Source organism: Paenibacillus xylanilyticus (genome assembly GCF_009664365.1).
GTDB lineage: Bacteria > Bacillota > Bacilli > Paenibacillales > Paenibacillaceae > Paenibacillus > Paenibacillus xylanilyticus_A.
The window spans coordinates 4704703-4729303 of the sequence record NZ_CP044310.1 but is presented as its reverse complement, the minus strand read 5'-3'; the positions used below and the strand labels follow the sequence as shown (position 1 = coordinate 4729303).

Annotated in this window: 20 protein-coding genes; 18 read left to right on the top strand and 2 right to left on the bottom strand. The window is 46.6% G+C overall.

The genetic code is table 11. From position 1 onward, the window contains the following. The first annotated feature begins 120 nt into the window (after positions 1-120). The 4 genes from F4V51_RS21035 to F4V51_RS21020 all read left to right on the top strand — a co-directional run bounded on the left by F4V51_RS21035 (position 121) and on the right by F4V51_RS21020 (position 6451). Entirely contained in the window at positions 121-705 is a 585-nt protein-coding gene (locus F4V51_RS21035; RefSeq protein WP_236146609.1) for a ComEA family DNA-binding protein, read from the top strand. Positions 706-810: 105 nt separating this feature from the next. Continuing rightward, complete coding sequence (locus F4V51_RS21030; protein WP_153979480.1) at positions 811-1332, top strand: deoxycytidylate deaminase; 522 nt, start codon at positions 811-813, stop codon at positions 1330-1332. Positions 1333-1495: 163 nt separating this feature from the next. Then, positions 1496-4309, top strand: a complete 2814-nt coding sequence (locus tag F4V51_RS21025; RefSeq protein ID WP_236146608.1) for a ComEC/Rec2 family competence protein — start codon at positions 1496-1498, stop codon at positions 4307-4309. A 111-nt stretch (positions 4310-4420) separates the two neighbouring features. Then, complete coding sequence (locus tag F4V51_RS21020) at positions 4421-6451, top strand: copper amine oxidase N-terminal domain-containing protein (RefSeq protein WP_153979479.1); 2031 nt, start codon at positions 4421-4423, stop codon at positions 6449-6451. Between the two features lie 73 nt (positions 6452-6524). Here F4V51_RS21020 and F4V51_RS21015 read toward each other — a convergent pair whose 3' ends face one another. After that, positions 6525-6827: a hypothetical protein gene (locus F4V51_RS21015; RefSeq protein WP_153979478.1), complete on the bottom strand. Its 303-nt coding sequence runs from the start codon at positions 6825-6827 to the stop codon at positions 6525-6527. A 439-nt stretch (positions 6828-7266) separates the two neighbouring features. Between F4V51_RS21015 and F4V51_RS21010 the strand changes: the two genes are divergently transcribed. The 3 genes from F4V51_RS21010 (at position 7267) to holA (ending at position 10359) form a co-directional block, all read left to right on the top strand. After that, the gene (locus tag F4V51_RS21010) at positions 7267-7815 is read left to right on the top strand and encodes an RNA polymerase sigma factor (RefSeq protein ID WP_095289827.1); all 549 of its coding nucleotides are present in this window, start codon (positions 7267-7269) and stop codon (positions 7813-7815) included. Further along, the gene (locus tag F4V51_RS21005) at positions 7812-9083 is read left to right on the top strand and encodes an anti-sigma factor (protein ID WP_153979477.1); all 1272 of its coding nucleotides are present in this window, start codon (positions 7812-7814) and stop codon (positions 9081-9083) included. Before F4V51_RS21010 ends, F4V51_RS21005 begins: the two co-directional genes overlap by 4 nt. 259 nt (positions 9084-9342) lie before the next feature. Continuing rightward, entirely contained in the window at positions 9343-10359 is a 1017-nt protein-coding gene (holA, locus tag F4V51_RS21000; RefSeq protein WP_153979476.1) for a DNA polymerase III subunit delta, read from the top strand. A gap of 173 nt (positions 10360-10532) precedes the next feature. On the opposite strand, the gene rpsT is transcribed toward holA, so the two are convergent. Then, complete coding sequence (gene rpsT, locus F4V51_RS20995) at positions 10533-10805, bottom strand: 30S ribosomal protein S20 (RefSeq protein WP_024628504.1); 273 nt, start codon at positions 10803-10805, stop codon at positions 10533-10535. A 174-nt stretch (positions 10806-10979) separates the two neighbouring features. On the opposite strand from rpsT, the gene gpr reads away from it, so the two are divergent. The 11 genes from gpr to F4V51_RS20940 all read left to right on the top strand — a co-directional run bounded on the left by gpr (position 10980) and on the right by F4V51_RS20940 (position 24459). Continuing rightward, positions 10980-11981, top strand: a complete 1002-nt coding sequence (gene gpr, locus F4V51_RS20990) for a GPR endopeptidase (RefSeq protein WP_095289832.1) — start codon at positions 10980-10982, stop codon at positions 11979-11981. Positions 11982-12121: 140 nt separating this feature from the next. Continuing rightward, positions 12122-13411: a stage II sporulation protein P gene (locus F4V51_RS20985; RefSeq protein WP_153979475.1), complete on the top strand. Its 1290-nt coding sequence runs from the start codon at positions 12122-12124 to the stop codon at positions 13409-13411. 36 nt (positions 13412-13447) lie between these two features. Next, positions 13448-13801 carry a hypothetical protein gene (locus F4V51_RS20980; RefSeq protein ID WP_153979474.1) on the top strand — a complete coding sequence of 118 codons (354 nt, stop codon included), beginning with the start codon at positions 13448-13450 and terminating at the stop codon, positions 13799-13801. 147 nt (positions 13802-13948) lie between these two features. Beyond that, positions 13949-15763 (top strand): translation elongation factor 4, encoded by a 1815-nt coding sequence (lepA, locus tag F4V51_RS20975; RefSeq protein ID WP_095289836.1) that lies wholly within the window; start codon positions 13949-13951, stop codon positions 15761-15763. Positions 15764-16040: 277 nt separating this feature from the next. Continuing rightward, the gene (gene hemW / locus F4V51_RS20970) at positions 16041-17225 is read left to right on the top strand and encodes a radical SAM family heme chaperone HemW (RefSeq protein ID WP_153979473.1); all 1185 of its coding nucleotides are present in this window, start codon (positions 16041-16043) and stop codon (positions 17223-17225) included. Positions 17226-17342: 117 nt separating this feature from the next. Beyond that, the gene (locus tag F4V51_RS20965) at positions 17343-17813 is read left to right on the top strand and encodes an N-acetyltransferase (RefSeq protein WP_095289839.1); all 471 of its coding nucleotides are present in this window, start codon (positions 17343-17345) and stop codon (positions 17811-17813) included. A gap of 253 nt (positions 17814-18066) precedes the next feature. Then, a complete protein-coding gene (gene hrcA, locus F4V51_RS20960) occupies positions 18067-19098 on the top strand; it encodes a heat-inducible transcriptional repressor HrcA (protein WP_095289841.1) in 1032 nt (343 codons plus the stop codon). Positions 19099-19164: 66 nt separating this feature from the next. Next, a complete protein-coding gene (gene grpE, locus F4V51_RS20955) occupies positions 19165-19743 on the top strand; it encodes a nucleotide exchange factor GrpE (RefSeq protein WP_095289843.1) in 579 nt (192 codons plus the stop codon). A gap of 153 nt (positions 19744-19896) precedes the next feature. Continuing rightward, positions 19897-21735, top strand: coding sequence for a molecular chaperone DnaK (gene dnaK / locus F4V51_RS20950; RefSeq protein ID WP_095289845.1), 1839 nt, complete (start codon positions 19897-19899; stop codon positions 21733-21735). Positions 21736-21870: 135 nt separating this feature from the next. Beyond that, complete coding sequence (dnaJ, locus tag F4V51_RS20945; RefSeq protein ID WP_095359516.1) at positions 21871-22992, top strand: molecular chaperone DnaJ; 1122 nt, start codon at positions 21871-21873, stop codon at positions 22990-22992. Between the two features lie 139 nt (positions 22993-23131). Next, a protein-coding gene (locus F4V51_RS20940) for an IS3 family transposase (RefSeq protein WP_416226486.1) occupies positions 23132-24459 on the top strand; the annotation gives its coding sequence in 2 pieces (ribosomal slippage) (positions 23132-23501 and positions 23501-24459; 1329 coding nt in all). The last annotated feature ends 142 nt before the right edge of the window (positions 24460-24601 follow it).

Below are 24601 nucleotides of genomic sequence, written 5' to 3'. Positions count from 1 at the left end.
GACTTGTATGACATGACATGAAAAAAGCAAAGCTTTGATTTCACCAGCAACATTCAACGGTTCGGAAGCACCGCCCGTGTTCAGAATATTTATTTTGAAGACAGGGAGAGGTGTGGAAGCATGAAATGGAAACAGGGAGCAGCCATTGCTGCTGCGGTGATAGGAAGTATATTCATATTATGGTCGGGCAAAAGTGAACAGCCGCCTTCTGGCTGGGAACCCATGCAGCTCGGCACCGAGACGCCGACGAAAGAGCAGGATCCCTCTGCTGTGCAGTCGGCTGTTTTGGATCCAGGCGAAGCAAAGGTTACTGCTGATGATAACGCCAAGAAGGCTGCTGATGGCGCTGATTTGAAGGAAACTGAACAGGCAAAACTTGTCGTTGAAGAGACCGGTTCAAATCGCACGTCAAACGAACCGGAGGTTGCTTCGTCAATGGCTGCGGTACCTGCAGCGGAAGCTGGACAAGAAAATGTCCAAACGGCTCAGACGGTACAGGATATTGATAATGGTAAAATTGATGTTAATACTGCATCTGCTTCTAAACTTACGGAGCTTCCGGGCATAGGGGAGAAAAAAGCCCAGGCCATCATCGACTATCGAAATGCCCATGGACCATTCACCAAAGTTAGTGATCTGACAAAGGTCAAGGGAATTGGGATGAAAATGTTGGAGAAAATGGCTCCTTACGTTCAGATCCGATAATGGCTGTAATAGAATGATTACGGCAGTAAACCAAAGTTTTCTTATGTTAAGTAAATATGCATTGCACAAAGTGTAACTTATTAACGAACGGGAGAGGAAACGAACATGAGTACAGCAGACGTACGCAAAGATTGGGATACTTATTTCATGGACATCGCTTATATGGTCTCAACCCGTTCCCGCTGTTCGCGGCGCCATGTGGGGGCCGTGCTGGTTCAAGGAAAAAAATTGCTTGGAACAGCGTATAACGGTGCACCCATGGGCGTTCCCGACTGTTCCGAAGCCGGATGCATGATTTCTGAAGAGTACGAGCTGGTGGCAACGGATGGCCAGGAGGAAATGATCAAAAAGCAGCGGTGTATACGGACGATACATGCGGAGCAAAATTTGCTTTTGTTTACCGATCGGAATGATCGTGAAGGGTCTTCCGTGTACGTGACGGATGAACCTTGCTGGACGTGCTCCAATATGCTGGCGAACAGCGGCATCACGGAGATTGTGTTTCACCGCCCGTATCCGAAGGATACAGGCAAAGTGACACGCATGATGGCTCAGAAGGGGATAACCTTCCGCAGGTTAGAGAATTATCAACCGCCTCGTGAAACCATGATGACGATTAGTGATTGAAGATGACTTAATGCGACTGAATATTCATAAACATAGGCAGGATCTCTTTTGAAAAAAAGGATATTGCTCAGAGCACTGATGGGGAAGAACCCCCGGTTTAGCTGGTTCAGCTGCCGGGGGTTCTTTGCGTTCATTTATTTATGGCGGAGGGAGGAATAAGCTAGTGAAGGGTAGACCTTTGGTAGTGTTCACCGTCTGTTGGTTATGCGGCAGCGGGCTGGCATGTGCGTTGACAGGATGGACACTCTTTTGGGGGATGTTAGGTGCTATTGCCTGTTTGCCATTCCTGCTTGGGTGGATTGAGCTGCGCGGGTGGTCCGCGTTGTTGTTAATTGCGTCGCTAATAGGTGGTGCTGTGCACTGGGAGTGGAATGAGGCTCGGAATGTTAGCAGTTTGCCCGAGGTTACTCATATGGCAGTTGAGGAGTTGGACGGGTACGCTGCAACGCTTCATGCAACCTTGGATTCAGACGTTCGGATTGACGGTGACCGGGCAGACTTTCAGATTCTGCTTGCTTCCATAGAACCGCTAGGAGAGGGTCAATCCGGGACAGATTCAGAGGTTTTTCAGCTGCCTGCCAAAAAAGAACGCCTGATGGTACAGGTGCGATTGGCTGCAGAGGAAGAACAGCAGGTGGCGACAGAATGGCGACGAGGGGATGCAATCACGTTGACGGGTTCCCTGGCGCTGCCTGGAGAAGCGAGGAATTTCGGCGGTTTTGATTATCGGAATTATCTAAAGACACAGTACATCCACTGGTTGTTCAAAGTAAAGGGAGCCGGTTCGGTAACAGCCACCTCTCCTGAAGGGTTTGGGCAGTTCAATATACTCCGCTGGAATGACCTGGTCAGAAACCAATTGGGTTCAGCTGTAGACAGACTGTTTCCCGAACCACATGCAGGGTACATGAAAGGGCTTATTATCGGTATGGCAAGTGACATCGATCCCGGTACGTATGGTCAGTTTTCACAACTTGGACTTACGCATATACTGGCTATCTCGGGTACACATGTTGCAGTGTATGTGGCGTCGCTATTACTTCTGATGTCGTGGCTGAGGTTAACCCGGGAAACATCACTTACCATCGTCTTATTGTTAATCCCTGCCTATGTTCTGTTATCTGGAGGTTCACCTTCGGTAATTCGTGCAGGGATTATGTCCATGATTGGTTTGTATATGGCCAGGCGAGGACTGGCAAGGGATGGACTGCAGATGATCAGTGCAGCTGCCTTGATGATGATGTGGTGGAATCCCTATTTCTTGCTCAGCGTGAGTTTTCAGCTGTCTTTTCTCGTGACTGCAGGGCTGATGATCTATATGCCTCTTATTAATCGTTTATTTAACAGATGGCCTAAAGCCATTGCAGCGACAGCTTCAGTAACGGTAACCGCACAGCTTATTTCTTTTCCAGTTACTATTTTATATTTCAACCAGTTTTCGCTGCTTTCCTTCGTCGCCAATTTTCTGCTTGTATCTTTAATTAGCGCTGTTGTACTGCCGCTTGGGACGGTCGCACTTCTATTGTCATTCCTGTGGATGCCTCTGGCCAAACCCCTTGCCTGGGTTGCAATCTTACTCAACAAACTGACATTTGTGAGCGTGGAATGGATGAACAGCCTGCCGGGTTTTGTGCTCATCTGGGCTACACCTTCCCTGTTATGGATTGCGGCATATTATGCAGTTTTATATGTACTTTTGTACCTTCTTCATCGGGGAAAAGGAGAGATGCAGCATGCCTTGAACGTTGAAGGTGACACGGTACCATTGATTCATGCTTCCCCAGAACGTCGTTTGGTTGAAGCGGTACAGCCTGGGGGAATCGTTACACCGACGAAAAACCAAGGTAGGACTGATCAGGCTAGGAGCAATCACTCTGGATCAATGACTGCACTCAGTGCAAGCATTGCGTGGCCGGAATATACAAGTGCGTTTACGGCACGAGGTGCAGGCTACTATGGAAGTGAACGGATGACTTTGTTTCATAAATGGATGTGTGGTTTGCTGATTCTGATTCTTGCTGCAGGGTTGGGCTGGGCTTACCGGACTCCGCAGCCTCCCGGCACTGGGGTCGTTCAGTTTCTGGATATTGGCCAGGGGGATAGCACACTAATCACTACCCCTGGAGGTAAACATATTTTGGTGGATGGCGGTGGTACGGTTCATTTTGGCAATCAGGAATCCTGGAGAATTCGGCGAGATCCCTACGAAGTGGGGGCTAAAGTGGTTGTGCCTTTATTGAAAAAACGTGGTATTCACCGACTCGATGCGGTCATTCTGACGCATGCCGATCAGGATCACGCCGGCGGCTTGCAGGCCGTGCTTGAGCAGATTCCGGTTGAGCGCTTCATGTTTAACGGCACAACAAGTGGCAAAGACAATTTCGAAAAGCTGCTGGATACAGCTGTAGAACGACATATCCCTTTATACGCCATTCAACAAGGAATGTCATATGCGCCTGATGCAGACACCACGCTTCATTTTATATCACCAGATCTGGATCATTCCCTGAATGAAGGAGGCAGGCTTCCTGTGTCTGAACACCAAAATCATGATTCGGTTGTGTTTCTGCTGGATATGGCGGGGGCTTCCCTGTTATTCACAGGAGATATGGATGCGGCAGCAGAACAGAATCTATTATATATGATACAAGACGGATCTCTTGCAGCTTCATTCAAACAAGATGGGAATTCGTTCTCTTTGTCTTCCTCCACTCAAGCGGCAGTCGATGTGTTGAAGGTGGCACATCACGGCAGCAAGACTTCGTCGACCGAGGCATGGCTGCAGTATTGGAATGCCCAATCAGCAGTCATTTCCGCAGGAGCCAACAATACATACGGACATCCCAACCCGGGTGTGCTCGAACGCCTGGAAGCTGTGGGTTCGCAGATTTATCGAACAGATCAAATGGGCGAAATCCAGATGAGAATAAAGGACGGCAAGATTGACGTACGTCAAAAATTGATTATGGATGAATGATGATTTTTGCCCAGTGCAGGATAATGGTTATTTTTACCGAATAATGATGAGTCCCAGTTTTATTGGGCACCAGCGATACCGAGATACATAATAAGAAGGGGATAAGAAGCAATGGGATACGAAGCAATAGGATACGAAGAAACAACACGTAAGAACGACGGAGTAAACCAGCATATCAGAGCCAAGTGGCTCCGAATAACATTGATGTTGTGTATTGGAATTATCTTTTCCAGCTTGCTGCCCGGTCAGTCTCCTGCTGCAGCCGCATCCACTACAAGCAGTTCAATCATTTCCGTGCTGGATCGTAACCACTATCTGCTCGACAATGGTACAGTTTGGTCCAAGGGCTTGACCAGTGGAGTCTGGACGCAAAATCGAAACCTGGTTGGCATCTCCAGTGGTGATTCTCATTCCCTATATGGATGGACTACGGATGGGCAAGTCTATCGTTGGGATATGGACAACCCGCAGAAGCCTGAGATCAATCAATACAATGGCGTAGAAAAGGTGTATGGAAATGGTTTGATACTTCTACGGGATGGAACACTCCACGACGATGGCAAGCAGATTAAAGGGTTGGAATCCATTATCGACGTCGGTCCTTATCCAGTGGATCGTAATTATTCATATGGGGCATTATCTTCGTCGGGAGACGTCTATTATGCGGACTATCGTAACATTGTTCGCAAAGTAGGGAATGTAGCAGATGGAAAAGCTGTTGCCACCAATAGTGCATATGCTGCTGTTCTGAAGAGCGACGGATCCGTGGTTATTGTTAACATGATGTATGAAGAGGAGCAGGTACAGGTCGCAAGTGATGTTCAATCCCTAACCTGGCAAGGGAGTACACATAAACTGCTTACGGTGAAGAAAGATGGCACGGTATGGAGCTACGATCGTACGGCTAAATATAAGTCTGAACAATTGCCGGGGCTAATGAATGTCGACCAGCTTATATATTCGTATGAGCTGGATGAATTATATGCACGATTACAGGATGGCTCTTGGGTTGTCTACAATGAAGGGAAAATGGTACCCCTTCAAGTCCCTTCATTAACTAAAGTAACATTAACAGCATCAGCAAAGGAAGCTGGTATTGGAGATGAAATTGAACTTTCGGTTCAGCAGACATATAGCAACGGTTTTAAAACCAAACGTCAGCCGCTGCCCGCGGAAATAACATTGGAACATCCTCAAGTTGCTAAAATGCAGAGTGACGGCAAACTTAAGGTTACAGGGATTGGAACGACCAAAGTAACAGTCACAATAGAAGACCTGACTTCAAGCGTTCAGTTGGATGTTGGGGTACAGCAAAAGCTGATAGGAGCTGCGCTACTAAATGGTTCCATTTATTTGCCAGTTCAGTCGGTGTTTAAGACGTTAGGTGCCAAAGTCGATGTGAAAGGCTCGTCTTTTGTGATTCAATTTGGAGATGACCAGATCACTCTGCAAAAGGGAAGTGCAACTGCACAATTTAACAATAAAGATCTCAAGTTAAAAGGGAAAGTGCAAACTATTGGGGGACAGACGGTATTTCCAGCAAGCCTCTTGAGCCAGACTGCAGGGATTAAAGTTCGATGGGATGGGGAGCTAAAGCAGGCCGAGGTTCTGGTCGGTAAGTCATCCATTCTTATTGAATCGAAGGATACACCCGCTCTTATCAAGAAAAAAGAACTTGGAAGTCTTAGTCGATTGATCGGAAAATCATATTGGATTAATAATACCACCGAGTTGGGGCAACGTTTCAGCAAAGTAACAATAACGGATATCAAGATGGATAAGTATGATTACGGTGATAAGAGCTACTCTGTAGTATTTCGTAACGCGAAAGGTAAAACGGTTATTGCTTATGCCGGGGGCACTGCCAGCCAGGTCACAGAAATGCTGTCGGATGCGGATCAATTCTTCCCGTATGACCCTTACCAAAAATACAAATGGTCGCAGTCCACGTGGAAGAAGATTATTGCTGGTGAAGTCGCTCTCGGTATGAATACGACACAAGCAGGATTAGCTTGGGGAGATCCCACGAGCATCACCCAAGAAATGGGTTCAAAGGGGAAAATAGAAGTATGGGTCTATGCTGGACCGAATTTATTGCGTGCCTTGAGTTTTATCAATGAAAAACTGATTAGTATTTATTAATGCAAAAAGCCCGTTTCGGCTAGTCTCCCAGTTGGAGTATAGCCGAAACGGGCCATTTATTAATGAAAAATAATTATTCAACGCCGTCCTTAAAATGTTTGTTCCAATGTTTGTCACCTTTGTGCAAAAGGTCTTCCACTGTTTTTTCCAATGTGAGGAGAAGCTGCTCTCTGACATCAAGTACAGTTTCTCTGTACAGACGTTCTTCCGATCCGACGATTTTATCGCCGTATAACGCCTGTGCAGCGGTGTATTTCCGGTGTTCCTCAACCAAAGTATCAATGGATTGCAGTGCATGTTCTACAAAATGGGAAATGCTTTGATATTCCTTCGGCATTTGTTCTTTTAATAATTGAATTTTCGCAAGAGCTGGCATGCGCTCATCACCTCGTATTATGAATGTAAATTTACAATACACTATTTTCATGAAAATTGCATTAAAAAGAGCTTAAATTTGGACAAATTTCGACTTTTTTATTTTTGAAAACTTTCACGCGTTTATCTATAATGTATGCCATTGCAATTGAATTGAGTCGTGTAAGTAATGGAATGGCTGGTTGAAGCGGCGTGGTGACTCAGTATGCAATTTCTGTTATTCTAAGATAAGTTTCAGCGGCCCTTCATACATAAGCCGTTATTTTGTTGTGGTAATATTCACATCTCGTACCGTATTCTAGAATTATGCTGAGCTTAGTAAGCGATAACAAGTGTGAATGTTCCATTGTTTTACCTTTTCTGTCTAAAAAAATACTTAACTTTGCAACAATTTTATTGATGAACACGTCTGTAAGGTTGCAGGGAGAGGGGGATCCTTTGTGGTAGAGCCGGAACTCATCAGAGCCGCTCAATCGGGCGATCGCGACGCTCTAATTACCCTATTGCGGGACATAGAACAGCATGTATATCGAACCGCATATTACATCTTAAATAATGAACAGGATGCTTTGGACGCTGCTCAGGAAGCATTGATCCGAATCTATACGAAAATTAATTCCTATGAAGAAAAGGCCCAATTCAAAACATGGGTGCAGCGCATCGTAACGAATATCTGTATTGATAAATTCAGAAGAACCAAGCCCTCGGTCTCCATTGACGAGCATGAGATGGTATTTCAGGATAATCAGGATGTGGAGTTTGAAGTCATGTCCACGTATGTTGCCAAAGATATTCAGGATGCGATCAACAAGCTTCCAGAGCATCATCGAACCGTAATTGTACTCAGATATTTGCAGGATTTATCGTATAACGAAATTGCGGATTGTCTTGATCTTCCGCTGAATACAGTCAAATCATATTTATTCAGAGCCAGACAGCAATTGCAAAATCTACTTCAGGAGTATCAGAAAGGTGGTGTGACAGGATGAAATGCGAAGAGGTGGTGGAATGGATGCACCGGTATCTGGATCATGATCTGGGCGACGCGGAAACTGCGCAGATGCTACAGCACGTGGCCCAGTGCCCGGAGTGCGCCGAGAATTTTAGTTTACTTAGAGCTCTTTCCAGAGAATTAGAAGATTTGCCACAGGTGACCCCGAAATTCAGTTTGGTTGATGCCATTATGCCTCAATTGGATGCAATTGATGAAGCGCGGAGGGAACAAAGCAGTACCATACAGGAAATGACTCCTGTCCCTGCTGCATTCGAGAATTTACAACGTTCAAGTGAGCGCAAACCGAAGCAGAAGTGGCTGAACTCCATGGTCGGCCGGATGTCCATGGGTGCGGCTGCGGCGGCAGTCGTTCTAGGAGTTGCGATCTTTGGTTACGAACCTGAAAAGGTGGAGAATGCCGAGTCTATGATGATGAGTTCGGGCAGCACTCAGGAGACTGGTGCGGTTGAACAAAATGAGCTGAGTCGGGAGCTGGAGAATGACGAATCCCTACCGCCTGATAGCAATAACGGTCCATTCGTGGATGATGCTGAGAATAAGTCCTCCATGGCAGAAAAGATGGACCCAGAGATTGTTCCTGATGAAAATGAATCAGATAACCTACAGGAACCTAAGGTGACAGATAACCAAATGCCAAACCAGTCAGGCCCGACGTCTGAAACGGATAACAGGACTGAAACTCGGAATACCTCTCCTGACGCTTCCAACAGCCAGAAGAGTCCGGATCAAGGAAAGGATACGCAGCCCAAAGATCAGGATTCAAGTATGGCTGCGGTACCCCCTGCAGATGAGAATGAAAAAGAATCAACAGAAACAAGTGACGGTAGAGATTCAGAATCATATAACACACAGGGAATCGCGCCTGAGGTAGAAATGAAGGAACCGACTGAAGATAATCCATCTTCCGGTACTGATTCAGGAACTGCGGCGCCGAATGGCAGCAAAGAATTTGGTGCACCGAATCAGGGGATAACCTCTACCATGACGTCGAAGGAATGGAGTTCACCGGATGGATCTTATGTGGTCATGCTGATCGACAACCAATTAAGTGTGTATTCCAAATCAGCTGCGGATCCAGACGTTCTTAATCTGGTGGAACAGCGCAATCTGGAAGGTACATTGAAGACAGCCAGCTGGTCCAGCGACAGTACCTCGTTTAACTACGAGACAGACAAGGATGGAACCACGGTAAAGAATACATTTACTGTACCTTCAGCCTCGGCTGGAACTTCCACCAAATAATTCGGAGAATGTGAGCCTACACTCTCGAATCAGCAGAACATTTCAAGCTTGGCAAGAATATACTGAACGTATCAATAACGTCCTATCTCAGTTGTAACAACTGACGTCGTATGACCGGGGCCCAGCCATTTCTAGAATCGCTGGTGTCCTCGTTTATATAGATGTAGGACCAGGGGGCCTTCATTCGTTATTAAGGATGAAGGCCCCTTTGTTGTCTGTCCAGTTTTCTGGTAGGATAGTAGGGATAGGGGGCACCGTGATGGATGTGAAAAGTGCAACAAGGGCGATACGCAATGGGGAGACGGCTCCGATATATGTGCTGTACGGAACGGAGAAATACCAGATACAGCAATTTACGGAGATGTTAAAAGAACAGGTTATTGAGGAAGAGCATCGGGATTTTGCGATTATTCCGTATGATCTGTCCGAAACACCTGTAGAGGTGGTTATTGAGGAAGCGGAGACGGTTCCCTTTTTGGTACCTCGGAAATTAATTATTGTAAGGGATGCAAGCTTGTTTACAGCAGGTAAAGAGTCCAAAATTGATCACCAGGTGGATCGTCTGCTTACCTATATGGATAATCCGGCTGATTATAGTACCATCGTTTTCCTCGCACAGGGAGATAAGCTGGATGAGCGTAAGAAGCTGGTGAAGGCAGTCAAGAAACAGGCAGTTGTTCTGGCTTTCGCTCCACTGAGCGGAGAAGAACTACTGAATTGGATCGTGAAGCTTGCGAAGCAGCGGGATGTATCTTTTGAAGCAGGGGCTGCCGATTCACTTGTGAGTTATGCAGGGACCGGTTTGCAGACGCTGTCTGCTGAAGTAGACAAGCTGTGTCTGTACGCGGGTAACGGAGGAATCATCCGCCGTGCCGACATTGAGTCATTGGTAGCGCGCAGTACGGAGCAGAATGTATTTGCCTTGGTGGAGGAACTCGCCAACTTGCGTCTGGAGAAAGCGCTGGGACTGTTCTATGAACTGCTGAAACAGCGTGAAGAGCCTATTAAAATTGCGGCCCTGATCGCTCGTCAGTTTCGAATCATGATACAAGTAAAAGAGCTTGGGCAGCAAAGTTATTCGCAGCAGCAAATTGCCAGCCAGCTTGGTTTGCATCCGTATGCTGTTAAAATTGCCGGAGAGCAGGCTCGCAAGTTTCAGCCGGAACGGCTCAGAAACATTCTGAGTCATCTGAGCGAGCTGGATTACCAGATGAAGACAGGTGCAGTTGATAAGGTGCTTGGTTTGGAGTTGTTCTTGCTTAAACTTGGGGCTTAATGACTGCATCGTATGATTGAATTGATTCACAATAAAAGAACCCGTATCCGATCGTCAGATTGATCACCGGATACGGGTTCTTTATTCGAATACTTATTAGACCAGATACTAAAAAATCCTGAAAGCACGGTGCTGTTCAGGATTTTTCCATTGGATCGTATAAGTAACGCTTCTTACGCTTGTGCGGAAAGAGCGTTCAGTTTTTTCGCCAAGCGAGACTTTTTGCGTGCTGCAGCATTTTTATGAACCAGACCTTTAGTTACAGCCTTGTCCAGCTTTTTGGAAGCAGCTTGAATCGCAGCTTTTGCAGTATCAACTTCGTTGCTTACCAGAGCAGCATCAGCAGCTTTAACAGCTGTACGGAGTGCGGATTTCTGGGAAGCGTTGAGTGCGCGGCGCTTGTCGCTCGTTTTTACGCGTTTAACAGCGGATTTGATGTTTGGCATTACATTCACCTCCTGTAAGGCATTCGCATGAATACAAACGTTTCACAACTTAAAATATTCTAGCACGCTAGCATGTAAAATGCAACAAATATTCCTATAGTGTTCTCGGCATTGCATAAAGAACCCCTTTTCCCCACACAATATGCTCAAATGCGGTAAGGGAGGCAGGAACAGATGACGCTTGATTTACAGAACTATACCGTTCGCACTGACTTGGCAATCGACTCAAAGGAGATGGCTCAGGGTTCTAAGAAACAAACGATTCCCGGGCTGCGGGAAGACGTAGAAGAAAAAGACGGCATTACCATCACACGAATTGATGTGCTGAACGATGCTGCCGCAAAGACCATCGGACGTGTCAAAGGTCATTACGTCACACTGGAAGTTCCGTCACTACGTAACGGGGACACCGAACTTCAGGAACGCGTGGCAGCGGAGTTCACGCGGGAGATGGAGGATTTTCTGACCAAGGCTGGGGTTAACAAAACATCCAAAGTGCTTATTGTAGGTCTCGGTAATTTACATGTAACTCCTGATTCGCTTGGTCCACTGGTGGTTGAGAACTTGATGGTAACCCGTCAATACTTTGAATTGGTACCGGATCAGGTGGCTCCAGGATATCGTGAAGTTAGTGCCATTGCCCCTGGCGTGCTTGGTACTACAGGAATTGAGTCGAGCGACATTGTACAGGGGATTGTGGATCGGACCAAACCGGATGCCATTATTGCCATTGATGCACTGGCCTCTCGTTCACTTGAACGCGTCAACACCACCATTCAAGTGGCTGATATCGGGATTCATCCGGGTTCAGGTATCGGCAACAAACGGCGCGGACTTACCAAAGAGATTATGGGTGTTCCATGTATTGCCATTGGTGTACCAACCGTGTGCTACGCTTCTACTATAGTAAATAATGTCATTGAAATGATGAGTGCACACTTCCGTCAAGAGACGGATCAAACGAAGCAGATTATGGGCATGCTGGACGATATCGGTGAGCAGGATCGTTTGAGTTTGGTAAAAGAGGTGTTGGAGCCACTCGGACACGATTTGATTGTGACTCCAAAGGAAATTGATGAATTCATCGAGGGAATTGCCAACGTTATTGCGACAGGCCTGAATGCTGCCCTGCATGATGCGGTGAATCCGGATAACGTTGCAGCCTATACTCATTAAACAGTAATCCATCACAGGCAGGAAGTCCGAATCTATCGGACTTTCTTTTTTTGTCTTTCTTCTATTTTCTGTTCTATCAAATCTTGCAGGCTCATAGAGTTGAAGTATAAGAGTTGTCCAGCAGGGAAGGAGACAGAAGAATGAACAAAATATTGGCCTGGAATATCGGAAAGTGGAAAAAAAGATGTCTGCACGTGCTGGCTATGGGCCGGACGTTGCTGCTGCTTATGATTATATCCGCTCTGTTTTTTGTTGTACTCGGTCTGGGGGGCATGGCAGAGAAAAGGTTGAACAACTCGCCGGTTTCTTCCATGAAAGGTTTCGCGAGTGCTGTATCCAGCCGATTTTTTGTGGATATGCTCGGCATGGAGATGCCCCACCTAACCCAGAAGGAGCAAACTTCCGCATTCTCCGGCGAAAACTTAACTACATTTGTATTTCAACTTCTTACGAATGTTAACCCACAAGACCCCAAAAGCCTGATTGCAAGAGAGATGCCAGGCATGGGCAGCAATCAACCGGTATTGCTCCGGCCAGGTTCAGGAAACGAGAAGGCCGAAGCACCTGAAGACTATCAACCAGGACCAGGGCTGACGGATACGGCATCTGCTGGAGGAGGCAAAACAGGTGGCGAACTGCATATTCCACCAGGTCAGGATGACCCGGGCAATTCCGGAACGGACGAGCCTGAGGGCGGAGAAGTAAAAGAAGATCCGCCGCCGAAGAGCGGTGGTCAGGAAGGTGGAGCAACAACGGGTAAAAAAGCCGTGCTGATCTATCATTCCCATCCGCGTGAAGGATACAATCCGCTGCTGGGCACCAAGAGTGATAACCCTTCCTCCGGAAAAGCAACAGGTAACGTTTTTCAAGTGGGATCGTACCTTTCCGACAGCTTGCAAAAGCTTGGCGTTGGAGTGGAGCATGCAAAGGACGATTACCCGACCAAAGTGAAGGATTACAACTGGAACTATTCCTATAAATATTCACGTCAGACGGTAAAGGCTGCCCTTGCCGAAAATGATGATTTAACCTATCTCATTGATATACACCGGGATTCTCAGCGTCACAACAAAACAACCACAACCATTGATGGCAAGGGATACGCCAAAGTATATTTCATCATCGGGCATGAGAATCCTAACTGGCAACAAAATGAAGCTTTCGCTGCAAAAATACACAAGAAACTTGAAGCAAAGTATCCTGGTGTCTCCAGAGGAGTCTGGGGCAAGGATGGCGGCGGAGCCAATAATGGGGAGTACAATCAAACCCTCTCGCCCAACAGCATTCTGATTGAAATTGGTGGGATCGACAATACCGGGGCTGAGCTCAAGCGGACTTCACAAGTCCTTGCGGACATGATTGCCGAAGTATATTGGGAAGATCAGAGCGTGGATAAAGCCAGTACGGGGACCAAGTCACAGGGTAGTTGATTATTTCTAAATGTAACCTGATTGGAGGGGAAGCATGTGTCCAAATTCGGCAAAAAAATGCTAACGGTCATTGTACTCATGTTATTAGGGGTTCTGCTGGGGATGCAGCTGGCAGGAAGTAACTTTCAGGTGGGTAACATTCCAGAGGTGCCTGCCGTAGTCCAAACAGAACCAGAACCCGCTGCCGAATCGGAGCCTGCTGTTCCCGTGCAACAGGAAAAAATAGAGACTCCGATTGTTCCTGTACAAACGCCGAGTCAGGTGCTTGGGGCAGAACAGAACAAAGCCCCTGTGGATGTGCTTGCAGATAAAACCGCCGGACTGCTCCAAAATTTGTCTCATAATGGTATTAAGTGGGTCGTTTCCTTGTTTAGCGGGGTTGCTGAATAAAAAGCTGCTCGGTATAGGTAAAATAAATCCCTGGAGATTCACAAAACGGGTTGATTATTATAAAGTTGAGACAACGCGGGATTGATGCACCCTGCATCAACTGTTATAATGAAGTGATTGACACTAGGCTGTTTCTGGGGGTAAGGAATGACTGACATTCGGGCAAGACAACGTAAAATTCGTAACTTTTCAATTATTGCACATATAGATCACGGCAAATCAACGCTTGCGGACCGGATCTTGGAGTACACAGGTGCGCTCACCACTCGGGAAATGCAGGAGCAGGTACTGGACCAAATGGAGCTTGAACGCGAACGTGGGATTACGATCAAGCTGCAGGCAGTTGCCCTGAACTACAAAGCCGACGATGGTGAAGAATATTTGCTCAATCTGATTGATACGCCTGGACACGTAGACTTCACATATGAAGTATCTCGCAGCCTTGCTGCATGTGAAGGCGCTCTTCTCGTTGTGGATGCGGCTCAGGGAATTGAAGCGCAGACACTGGCAAACGTGTACCTGGCATTGGACAATGATCTTGAGATCTTGCCAGTCATCAACAAAATCGACCTTCCAAGTGCAGATCCGGATCGGGTGAAGCAGGAAGTGGAAGATGTCATTGGCTTGGACACAAGCAACGCAGTATTGGCTTCGGCCAAAGCAGGCATCGGGATCAAAGAAATCCTGGAGCAGGTGGTACAGAGCGTGCCTGCACCGCAGGGTGATCCTGACCAACCGCTGAAAGCGCTGATTTTCGATTCGCACTATGACCCGTACAAAGGCGTAATTGTATATATCCGTGTCATTGACGGTAAAATTAAGTCGGGTTCCAAAATCAAAATGATGGCAACAGGAAAATCGTTCGAGGTTATTGAAGTGGGTGCGTTCAAACCACGCATGACCATTGTGGACGAGCTGAACGTCGGCGATGTTGGTTTCGTTGTTGCAGGTATCCGTCATGTAGGTGACACCCAAGTCGGGGATACCGTAACCGATGCGAAAAATCCAACACCGGAACCTTTGCCGGGTTATCGTAAAATCAATCCCATGGTTTATTGCGGTCTCTACCCAATTGAAACTTCCGATTATGTGGATCTGCGCGAAGCGCTGGAAAAATTGCAGTTGAACGATGCGTCCCTCAGCTTCGAACCGGAGACTTCAAGTGCGCTCGGATTTGGATTCCGCTGCGGATTCCTGGGATTGCTTCATATGGATGTTATTCAGGAGCGGATTGAGCGCGAGTTCAACATTCCGCTGATTACGACGGCGCCAAGCGTAATCTATCACGTCACATTGACGAATGGTGAAGTCCTGCATATCGACAACCCATCCAACTATCCTGAGGTGGGAAGAATTGATTATGTAGAGGAACCTTACGTAAAAGCTTCCATTATCGTACCGAATGATTATGTAGGTACCATTATGGAACTTTGTCAAAACAAACGCGGCGAATACGTGAATATGGAATATCTCGATACAACTCGGGTTACCATTACGTATGAGATTCCGTTGTCCGAAATTGTATATGATTTCTTCGATCAGTTGAAATCAAGTACAAAAGGATATGCATCCTTTGATTACGAACTGTCCGGTTATCGTCAGTCCAATCTGGTGAAGATGGATATCCTGCTTAATGGTGAACAGGTCGATGCCCTTTCCTTCATCGTTCACCGTGATCGTGCATACAACCGCGGCCGCATTATCTGTGAGAAGCTCCGAGAGCTGATTCCACGGCAAATGTTCGAGGTACCGATTCAGGCATCCGTAGGTACCAAGGTCGTTGCACGTGAAACTGTAAAAGCCATGCGTAAAAACGTACTCGCCAAGTGTTACGGTGGTGACATCTCGCGGAAACGGAAACTGCTGGAGAAGCAGAAGGAAGGTAAGAAGCGGATGAAGCAGGTCGGTAACGTTGAGGTACCGCAGGAAGCGTTCATGGCGGTGCTGAAAATTGATGACTAAAACGCAATCTCTGGGTACATCAATGCGTTGCGTATCAGAGAATGCGTTAAACAATTTAATTTGAGGTACATCACAGAATGTGTGTATTCAAATTAAATTAAACAAACGCAATCTCTGGGTACAACAATACATTGCGTATCAGAGAATGCGTTAATCAATTTAATTTGAGGTGCAACACAGAGTGTGTGTATTCAAATTAAATTGCAGAATACTAAATAAACCAAGCTGAAAGGGAAGCCGGATGGCTTTCCTTTTTTCAAATAGAGGGGGACTTGCCATGACATTGGCAGCACACAGCCGGAAAACAGGTGCACCCCAAGCGGTGTACCTTCACATTCCCTTTTGTACAAATAAATGCTTCTATTGTGATTTTAACTCTTATGTACTGAAGGACCAGCCAGTTATGCAGTACCTTGAGGCATTGGAGCGGGAGATGGAACATACCGTCAAAGCCAATCCGCCAGGAGAGATCAAAACCATTTTTGTTGGCGGTGGCACACCAACGGCTCTGAAGCCGGACGAAATGGCCGTGTTCCTGCGGTCGGTTAAAACATATTTCCCGAATTGGGCGGACGATATTGAATTTTCAATGGAAGCCAATCCGGGGACAACAGATGCCGAGAAGCTAGCTGTGATGAAAGAAGGCGGAGTGAACCGCGTCAGCTTCGGCGTACAGGCTTTTCAAAATGACCTGCTGACAGGCATTGGACGAATTCATAATACGGACGACGTATACCGCAGTCTAGAGAATGCCCGCAAGGCAGGATTGACTAACTTGTCCATCGACCTGATGTTTGGCTTGCCAAATCAAACCGTGGAAATGCTGAATGAGAGTATTGATAAGGCGCTTGAGCTCGATTTGCCTCACTATTCCATATACAGTTTGAAAGTGGAAGAGAACACGCTGTTCCATACGTTGTATCAAAAAAATCAACTGCCGCTCCCTCATGAGGATGATGAGCTGCAGATGTATCTTCTATTAATGAAGCGAATGAAAGAAGCGGGATATGGCCAATACGAGATCAGTAACTTTGCCAAACCTGGATTCGAGAGTCGGCACAACATTACGTACTGGCGTAATGAGGACTATTATGGTCTTGGAGCCGGTGCACATGGATACGTGGGCCGTGAGCGTCATATGAATATTAAAGGTATAAATCCTTATGTCGAAGCTTCCCGCGCTGGACTGCCTCGCCTGGATCATTTTGAGATCAGCCGTGCGGAAGCCATGGAAGATTATCTGATGGTTGGACTTCGCATGCTGGAGGGTGCATCTGCTTCGCGGTTCAATGAACAGTTTGGAGAATCCATGGAAGACGTGTTTGCTAAGCCGCTTGGCAAAATGCTGAATGCAGGACTGCTTGAACGGACGTCAGACGGCTTCCGGCTCAGTGAACAGGGGATTCTGTTCGGAAATGACGTTTTTGCCGAGTTTATCGGGTCGATATCGCTGAATTCGTAGCTTGAAATTCCATACACTCTGTTGTATATTTATTCATATTGATTTTACAGAGCGTGTTATGGATAACAATTACGAAGTCAGCTTTCCTCTGGAAAGCTTGTATAGGAGGAGAGTGGGATGTCGGCGATATGCAGAAAAGCCGTGCCGGAAGATGTTGAACCATTGTTTGAAATGATTAAGGGATATGCTGAACGTGGGATCATGCTTCCGCGATCAAGGGAAGTACTGCATCGGCAGCTGGAACACTTTGTTGTAGCCGAAGTGAACGGTGAGGTGGTGGGCTGCGGCTCACTGTGCCGTCTCGGTAATGATCTGGTGGAAGTCAGATCGCTTGGCATCTCCGAAGGACACAAAGGCATGGGTATTGGTTCCTTGCTGCTGGACCGTTTGGTGGAGGAAGCGGAGAAGCAGCAAATCCCCAAGGTCATGGCGCTGACATACGAAGTTTCCTTTTTCCTCAAAAATGGCTTTGCCGTGGTGAACAAGGAAATCTTCCCGGAAAAAGTGTGGACAGACTGTGTTCATTGCAGCAAGCAGGACTGCTGTGATGAGATCGCGGTACTGAAGGAATTGAATGTATCTGCATAAATAATGAAGGACCACATGCTTCGGAAGAAAGTAAATTTCGTCTGAGCAGGGTCCTTTTCTTTTATCGTAATAAGTGACTGACACTGTTATGACTGGCCAGGAATAGTCTATACTATAAATAGATGGTCGCACTCATCAAACTGACTTGACAATCTTCACGTCAGTTTGGTATTTTTGTATTACCGCTTAGCACTCATCTAACCGGAGTGCTAACGACATGGGACAGTACAGTCAGAAGGAGGGAATACTCACCATGTTAACAGAGCGTCAACGTATGATTCTGAACGCTATAGTGGATGACTATATCCGTTCAGCTGAGCCCGTAGGGTCCCGAAGCATTTCCAAAAGGGGAGATGTTGGATACAGTCCGGCTACGATCCGTAATGAAATGGCGGATCTTGAAGATATGGGTTTTCTGGAACAGCCGCATACCTCGGCAGGTCGTATCCCTTCGCATAAAGGCTATCGATATTATGTCGATCATTTGGTTCCATGGAATCAGGTGGAGCCGCAAGAGCTGGATGATCTAAAGTCATTCTTTGCCGAAAAACTAAACGTCATGGAGCAAGTGATTCAGCATGCATCAGTCATCTTGTCGCACATGACCAATTATACTTCAATTCTGCTTGGACCCGAAGTGTTTCACACGTCGTTGCGCCACTTTCAACTGCTTCCGCTAAATGAAAATACGGCCGTGGCTATTATTGTGACCAACACCGGTCAAGTGGAGAACAAGACTGTTCAAATTCCTCCGGAGATCTCGGTAGCCGAGATGGAGAAAGTGGTCAACTTGCTTAACGCCAAACTGGTTGGAGTGCCAATCTACAAGCTGAAGTCCCGCCTCTATACCGAGCTGGGGCAAGAGATGGAACGGCATATTTCACGCTACGAGGAAGTTATGCAGGTGCTGAACAGTGCTTTTGACAACGAACATGATAACCGTCTTTTCCTCAGTGGTGCAACGAATATGTTAACCCAACCGGAATTTAAAGATGTCGAAAAGGTAAAAGATATTCTTGACCTGCTGGATGAGACACCAACACTCATGAAATTAATGATGCCTGTACCGGGTGGATCAGGTATTCAGGTGCGTATTGGCACCGAGAATGATCATGAAGCCTTCGCTAACTGCAGTTTGATTACAGCATCCTATTCATTGGATGGAGAAGCTCTGGGATCAATCGGGATACTGGGACCCACACGGATGGATTATGCACGTGTCATTCATATTTTAAATACATTATCTCGTGATTTAACGGCTATGCTAACGCATCGCTTCAAATAGGAACTATGCCGCAAGCCATAAGGATACGGGATTGAACGAATTCATTAGTATAAGGAGGTGAACATCTTGAAAGAGGAGCAATCATTCGCAGCAGAAGAACAGGAACAGCAGGAAACGACAGCGGCCGAGAGCCAGGAGCCTGTTAACGAAGCAGGGGCTGCAGAAGCGCAAGCTGAGGAGATGGCAGATCAGGGGCAAGATGAGCTCGCACGTTTGAAGACAGAGGTTGAGGAAACGCAGCAGCGCTTTGTCCGTGCTCAAGCTGATTTTGATAACTTCCGTCGCCGTACCCAAAAGGAAAAAGAGGAACTGGCGAAGTATGCTTCAATGAAGTTGGTCACCGAACTGGTGCCGGTTATTGATAACTTCGAACGTGCCATGGCTACTGTACCGGAGGGTACGGAGTCCGAATCTTTCTCCAAAGGCATTCAAATGATCTTCCGCCAGCTGGAAACGGTGCTGAACAATGAAGGTCTGACTGCAATGGACACGGTTGGACAGCCGTTTAATCCTGAATTCCACCAAGCAATTATGCAAGTGGAGTCCGACGAGTATGAAGAAGGTACCGTTGTGGAGGAAGTCCAAAAAGGCTATATGCTGAAGGATAAAGTACTTCGTCCTGCCATGGTTAAAGTCAGCTCATAATTTTGGTTGCAGAATTATGGGCCTCGCTCCATGGGTATGTAAGCTGTGACGAGGTTTAATATAAAGGTTTACACACATAGAGCACGATAAGGAAGAACTGCAAATAAGGATCAACCAGATCCATTTTAAATAGTTGAGGGAGGAAATTTTCCGATGAGCAAAGTAATCGGTATTGACTTAGGAACAACCAACTCTTGCGTAGCGGTAATGGAGGGCGGCGAGGCTGTCGTTATCCCTAACCCGGAAGGCGCACGTACAACCCCATCCGTAGTGGGTTTCAAAAAAGATGGAGAGCGCGTTGTTGGTGAAACAGCTAAACGCCAAGCGATCACGAATCCGGATCGTACGATCATCTCGATCAAACGTCACATGGGTACTTCCCACAAAGAAACCATCGATAGCAAAGATTATTCTCCACAAGAGATCTCTGCCATCATCCTGCAAAAATTGAAATCCGATGCTGAAGCTTACCTTGGCCAAACGGTAACACAAGCGGTTATCACGGTACCGGCTTACTTCAATGACAGCCAACGTCAAGCAACCAAAGATGCAGGTAAAATCGCAGGTTTGGAAGTTCTGCGTATCGTCAACGAGCCAACTGCAGCGGCTTTGGCATACGGTATGGAGAAATCCGAAGACCAAACGATTCTCGTATATGACTTGGGTGGCGGTACATTCGACGTATCCATCCTTGAACTGGGTGACGGCTTCTTCGAAGTTAAAGCGACTAGTGGTGACAACCAACTGGGTGGCGATGACTTTGACCAAGTCATCATCGATTATCTCGTAAGTGAATTCAAAAAAGACCAAGGCATTGACCTTAGCAAAGATAAAGCAGCGGTTCAACGTTTGAAAGATGCAGCGGAAAAAGCGAAAAAAGAACTTTCCGGCGTATTGACTACAACGATTTCCCTGCCGTTCATCACTGTAGCTGACGGCGTTCCTCAGCACTTGGAGTTGAACCTGAGCCGTGCGAAATTCGAAGAAATCTCTGCTGGTCTGGTTGAGCGTACGCTTGAACCAACTCGCCGTGCATTGAGCGATGCTGGCATGACTGCTAATGATATCGACAAAATCGTTCTGGTTGGTGGTTCCACACGTATTCCTGCAGTACAGGAAGCGATCAAGAAACTGACTGGTAAAGAGCCTCACAAAGGCGTTAACCCGGATGAAGTTGTAGCTTTGGGTGCAGCTGTACAAGCGGGCGTACTGACAGGTGACGTAAAAGACGTCGTATTGCTCGACGTAACTCCACTGTCCCTGGGTATCGAAACTGCAGGTGGCGTATTTACCAAAATGATCGAGCGCAACACAACGATCCCTACATCCAAGTCCCAAGTGTTCTCCACATATGCAGACAACCAACCAAGCGTTGAGATCCATGTCCTGCAAGGGGAACGCGAAATGGCAGCTGGCAACAAAACGCTCGGACGCTTCATGCTGGGAGATATTCCACCGGCTCCACGTGGTGTTCCGCAAATCGAAGTTAGCTTCGATATTGATGCCAACGGTATCGTTAACGTATCTGCAACTGACAAAGGTACGAACAAAACGCAAAAAATCACCATCACTTCTTCCAGCGGTCTGAGCGATGCTGAAGTTGAACAAATGATGAAAGATGCTGAGCTGCACGCTGAAGAAGACAAAAAACGCAAAGAACTCGTTGAAGCGAAAAACAGCGCAGATCAACTGATCTACTCTGTGGACAAAACGATCAAAGATCTTGGCGAAAAAGCAGATGCTGGCGAAGTTGAGAAAGCCAATGCTGCAAAAGAAAAACTGCAAGGCGTGCTGGCTTCCGACAACCTGGAAGATATCAAAGCAGCTACAGAAGAACTGACAGAGATCGTTCAACAGCTGTCCGTTAAACTGTATGAGCAAGCACAGGCACAAGAGCAAGCAGCTCAAGGTGCTGAAGAGCAACAAGGTTCCGCTAAACGTGACAACGTCGTAGACGCTGATTACGAAGTCGTGGATGAAGATAAAAAATAAAATGAATTCACGAATTTACGTGGATTAATCATCGGTGACGTTCGGATCGAGGGGAAAGTCATAGCCGGGTCTTCCGTGCTTTGACTTTCCTTTTGTCACGATGTGCGATAAGGTGAATGTTATGGGGGTGGAAGAGTGGCTGAAAAACGAGATTATTATGAGGTACTCGGCGTTGGCAAAAATGCAAGCGACGAGGAAATCAAAAAGGCCTACCGTAAGCTTGCCCGTCAGTATCACCCTGACGTAAACAAGGCAGCAGATGCGGAAGCCAAGTTTAAGGAAGTAAAAGAAGCTTATGATGTAGTCAGCGACAGCCAGAAGCGGGCTCAGTATGATCAGTATGGTCATATCGATCCGAATCAGGGTGGATTCGGCGGTGGCGGTGATTTCGGCGGCGGCGGATTTGGCGACATCTTCGATATGTTCTTTGGCGGTGGCGGCGGACGACGTGATCCGAATGCTCCGCAGCGGGGAAATGATCTGCAGTACACCATGACCATCGAATTCAAGGAAGCGGTGTTCGGCAAAGAGACCGACATTACCATTCCGCGTACCGAAAGCTGTGATACATGTCATGGTTCAGGTGCCAAACCGGGTACGAAGCCGAAGACTTGTTCGGTCTGCCAAGGTAGCGGCCAACAGGAAGTCGTGCAAAATACACCATTTGGCCGCATGGTCAATCGTCGTGCTTGCTCGAACTGTAATGGTTCAGGTCAAATCATTGAAGAAAAATGTACAACATGCAGCGGCAGCGGTAAAGTCCGCAAGCAGCGCAAAATTCACGTTCGCATCCCAGCGGGTGTGGATGACGGTGCTCAACTGCGCATGACTGGTGAAGGTGAAGGTGGTCTGCGAGGTGGACCAGCAGGAGACCTGTATATCGTCATTCGTGTGAAATCACATGATTTCTTTGAGCGTGAAGGCGATGATATCTACTGTGAAATTCCGCTTACATTTGCTCAGGCGGCATTGGGTGACGAGATTGAGATTCCAACGTTGACTGAAAAAGTGAAGTTGAAAATTCCAGCGGGTACACAAACCGGAACGTATTTCCGTCTTAAAGGCAAAGGGGTTCCGCGCCTGCGCGGCATGGGCCAAGGGGATCAACATGTAAAAGTGGTTGTGGTTACACCAAGCAAGCTGAATGATGAGCAGAAAGATCTGCTTCGTCAAATCGCTGCACTGGATGGAGAGCAAACCCATGAACATGAACAATCCTTCTTTGACCGGGTGAAACGGGCTTTCCGCGGAGACTGAGCATCAACCCTATAACATATGTAAAAGGACACTACAGCGATTATAAACTGTACCCTATAAGATAGACACTTTAAAAAAGGTCATCTTGTAGGGTCTTTTTTTGTGTACAATGAATAAAAAACGAGCGGTGGTCAAGCAAATGTCAAAAAAACACTTTACAACGCAAGAGCAAGATCAGTTGAGAAGAAATCCTTATGTGAAAAATGTTAGCGCTAAAGCCATTACGTATACGGATGCGTTCAAAGAACGATTTATTCAAGAACACAGTCAAGGTATGCTTCCTAGTGAGATCTTTCAGGAAGCAGGATTTCCCATTGACGTTTTGGGTGCAACCCGGATTCGAAAGGCTTCCAATCGATGGCGTACGGCATTTCAGGAACAAGGATCTGCTGGATTAACGGATGGTAGAAAACACGCCTCAGAACGTTCTCTGACCCGTGAATTAAGTCTTGAAGAAAAATATGCCCGTTTGGAAGCGAAAATGAAATGGCTTGAAGCGGAGAATGAATTCTTAAAAAAGCTCGATCAACTCGAAAGGCAGATGAGAAGAAAAAAATCCAACTCAGTACGCGACAAAAATTTAAACTGATTCAAGAGATGTTGCATACATACTCTTTCCAACGCAAGGTGCATGTTCTTTGTGCTATTGCTGGCGTTTCACGTTCAGGCTATTACCACTATTGTAGTGAAGATGCCAGATTACATCGTCAAAAGCAGGAACAGAATGATCAGAAGATGAAAGCGATCATCCTGAAAGCCTACCATTACCGTAGGAGGAACAAAGGCGCCCGTCAAATCAAAATGACGCTCGCACTTCAGTATGGCGTCGTATACAATCTCAAGCGAATCCGTCGGATCATGCAAAAGTACAACATCGTTTGTCCGATTCGAAAAGCAAATCCCACACGTCGTATGGCTAAAGCGACCCAAGAGCATCGAACCTGTCCCAACACGTTAAAGCGAGCGTTTAAGCCAGGGATTGCAGGCAAAGTTCTCTTAACGGACATCACATACTTAACTTATGGGATAAGTAAACGGGCCTATCTATCAACGATTAAAGATGCTGAAACGAATGAAATATTAGCCTATGAAGTCTCTGCTTCCCTTGGATTGGACATTGCGATGGAGACGTTGAAACAACTCCAAAAGCATCGGCATCTCACTTCGGATGCATTGATTCATTCGGATCAAGGATTCCACTATACAAACCCCAAGTTTCAAAAGCTTGTGAAACAAATGGGGTTAAAACAATCCATGTCACGCCGAGGAAACTGTTGGGATAACGCTCCACAAGAATCCTTCTTTGGGCATTTTAAAGATGAAACAAATTTCAAAACATGTATGACCCTGGAGGAGGTTAAGCAAGAAGTGAAGAGTTACATGATCTATTACAATTATTATCGAGGTCAATGGAACTTAAACAAGCTGCCGCCTGTACGATACAGACAGCAGCTTGAAGTAGCCTAACCTTTTTTAATTGTCCTTGACAAGGGGTACATTTTATTAATGCCGTGGTGTCCTTTTTCCATATACATAAGATTCAAGCTTGATTGCTGCTGCTTCTTTACATGACATTAGCTACCCATATAAGTGCCCCATATGGGAGATT

Bases quoted from the DNA above. Each gene is read 5' to 3' on its own strand.
- F4V51_RS21035 (WP_236146609.1), top strand. From the start codon at position 121: ATGAAATGGAAACAGGGAGCAGCCATTGCTGCTGCGGTGATAGGAAGT.
- F4V51_RS21030 (WP_153979480.1), top strand. From the start codon at position 811: ATGAGTACAGCAGACGTACGCAAAGATTGGGATACTTATTTCATGGAC.
- F4V51_RS21020 (WP_153979479.1), top strand. From the start codon at position 4,421: ATGGGATACGAAGCAATAGGATACGAAGAAACAACACGTAAGAACGAC.
- F4V51_RS21015 (WP_153979478.1), bottom strand. From the start codon at position 6,827: ATGCCAGCTCTTGCGAAAATTCAATTATTAAAAGAACAAATGCCGAAG.
- F4V51_RS21005 (WP_153979477.1), top strand. From the start codon at position 7,812: ATGAAATGCGAAGAGGTGGTGGAATGGATGCACCGGTATCTGGATCAT.
- holA (WP_153979476.1), top strand. From the start codon at position 9,343: ATGGATGTGAAAAGTGCAACAAGGGCGATACGCAATGGGGAGACGGCT.
- rpsT (WP_024628504.1), bottom strand. From the start codon at position 10,805: ATGCCAAACATCAAATCCGCTGTTAAACGCGTAAAAACGAGCGACAAG.
- gpr (WP_095289832.1), top strand. From the start codon at position 10,980: ATGACGCTTGATTTACAGAACTATACCGTTCGCACTGACTTGGCAATC.
- F4V51_RS20985 (WP_153979475.1), top strand. From the start codon at position 12,122: ATGAACAAAATATTGGCCTGGAATATCGGAAAGTGGAAAAAAAGATGT.
- lepA (WP_095289836.1), top strand. From the start codon at position 13,949: ATGACTGACATTCGGGCAAGACAACGTAAAATTCGTAACTTTTCAATT.
- hemW (WP_153979473.1), top strand. From the start codon at position 16,041: ATGACATTGGCAGCACACAGCCGGAAAACAGGTGCACCCCAAGCGGTG.
- F4V51_RS20965 (WP_095289839.1), top strand. From the start codon at position 17,343: ATGTCGGCGATATGCAGAAAAGCCGTGCCGGAAGATGTTGAACCATTG.
- hrcA (WP_095289841.1), top strand. From the start codon at position 18,067: ATGTTAACAGAGCGTCAACGTATGATTCTGAACGCTATAGTGGATGAC.
- dnaK (WP_095289845.1), top strand. From the start codon at position 19,897: ATGAGCAAAGTAATCGGTATTGACTTAGGAACAACCAACTCTTGCGTA.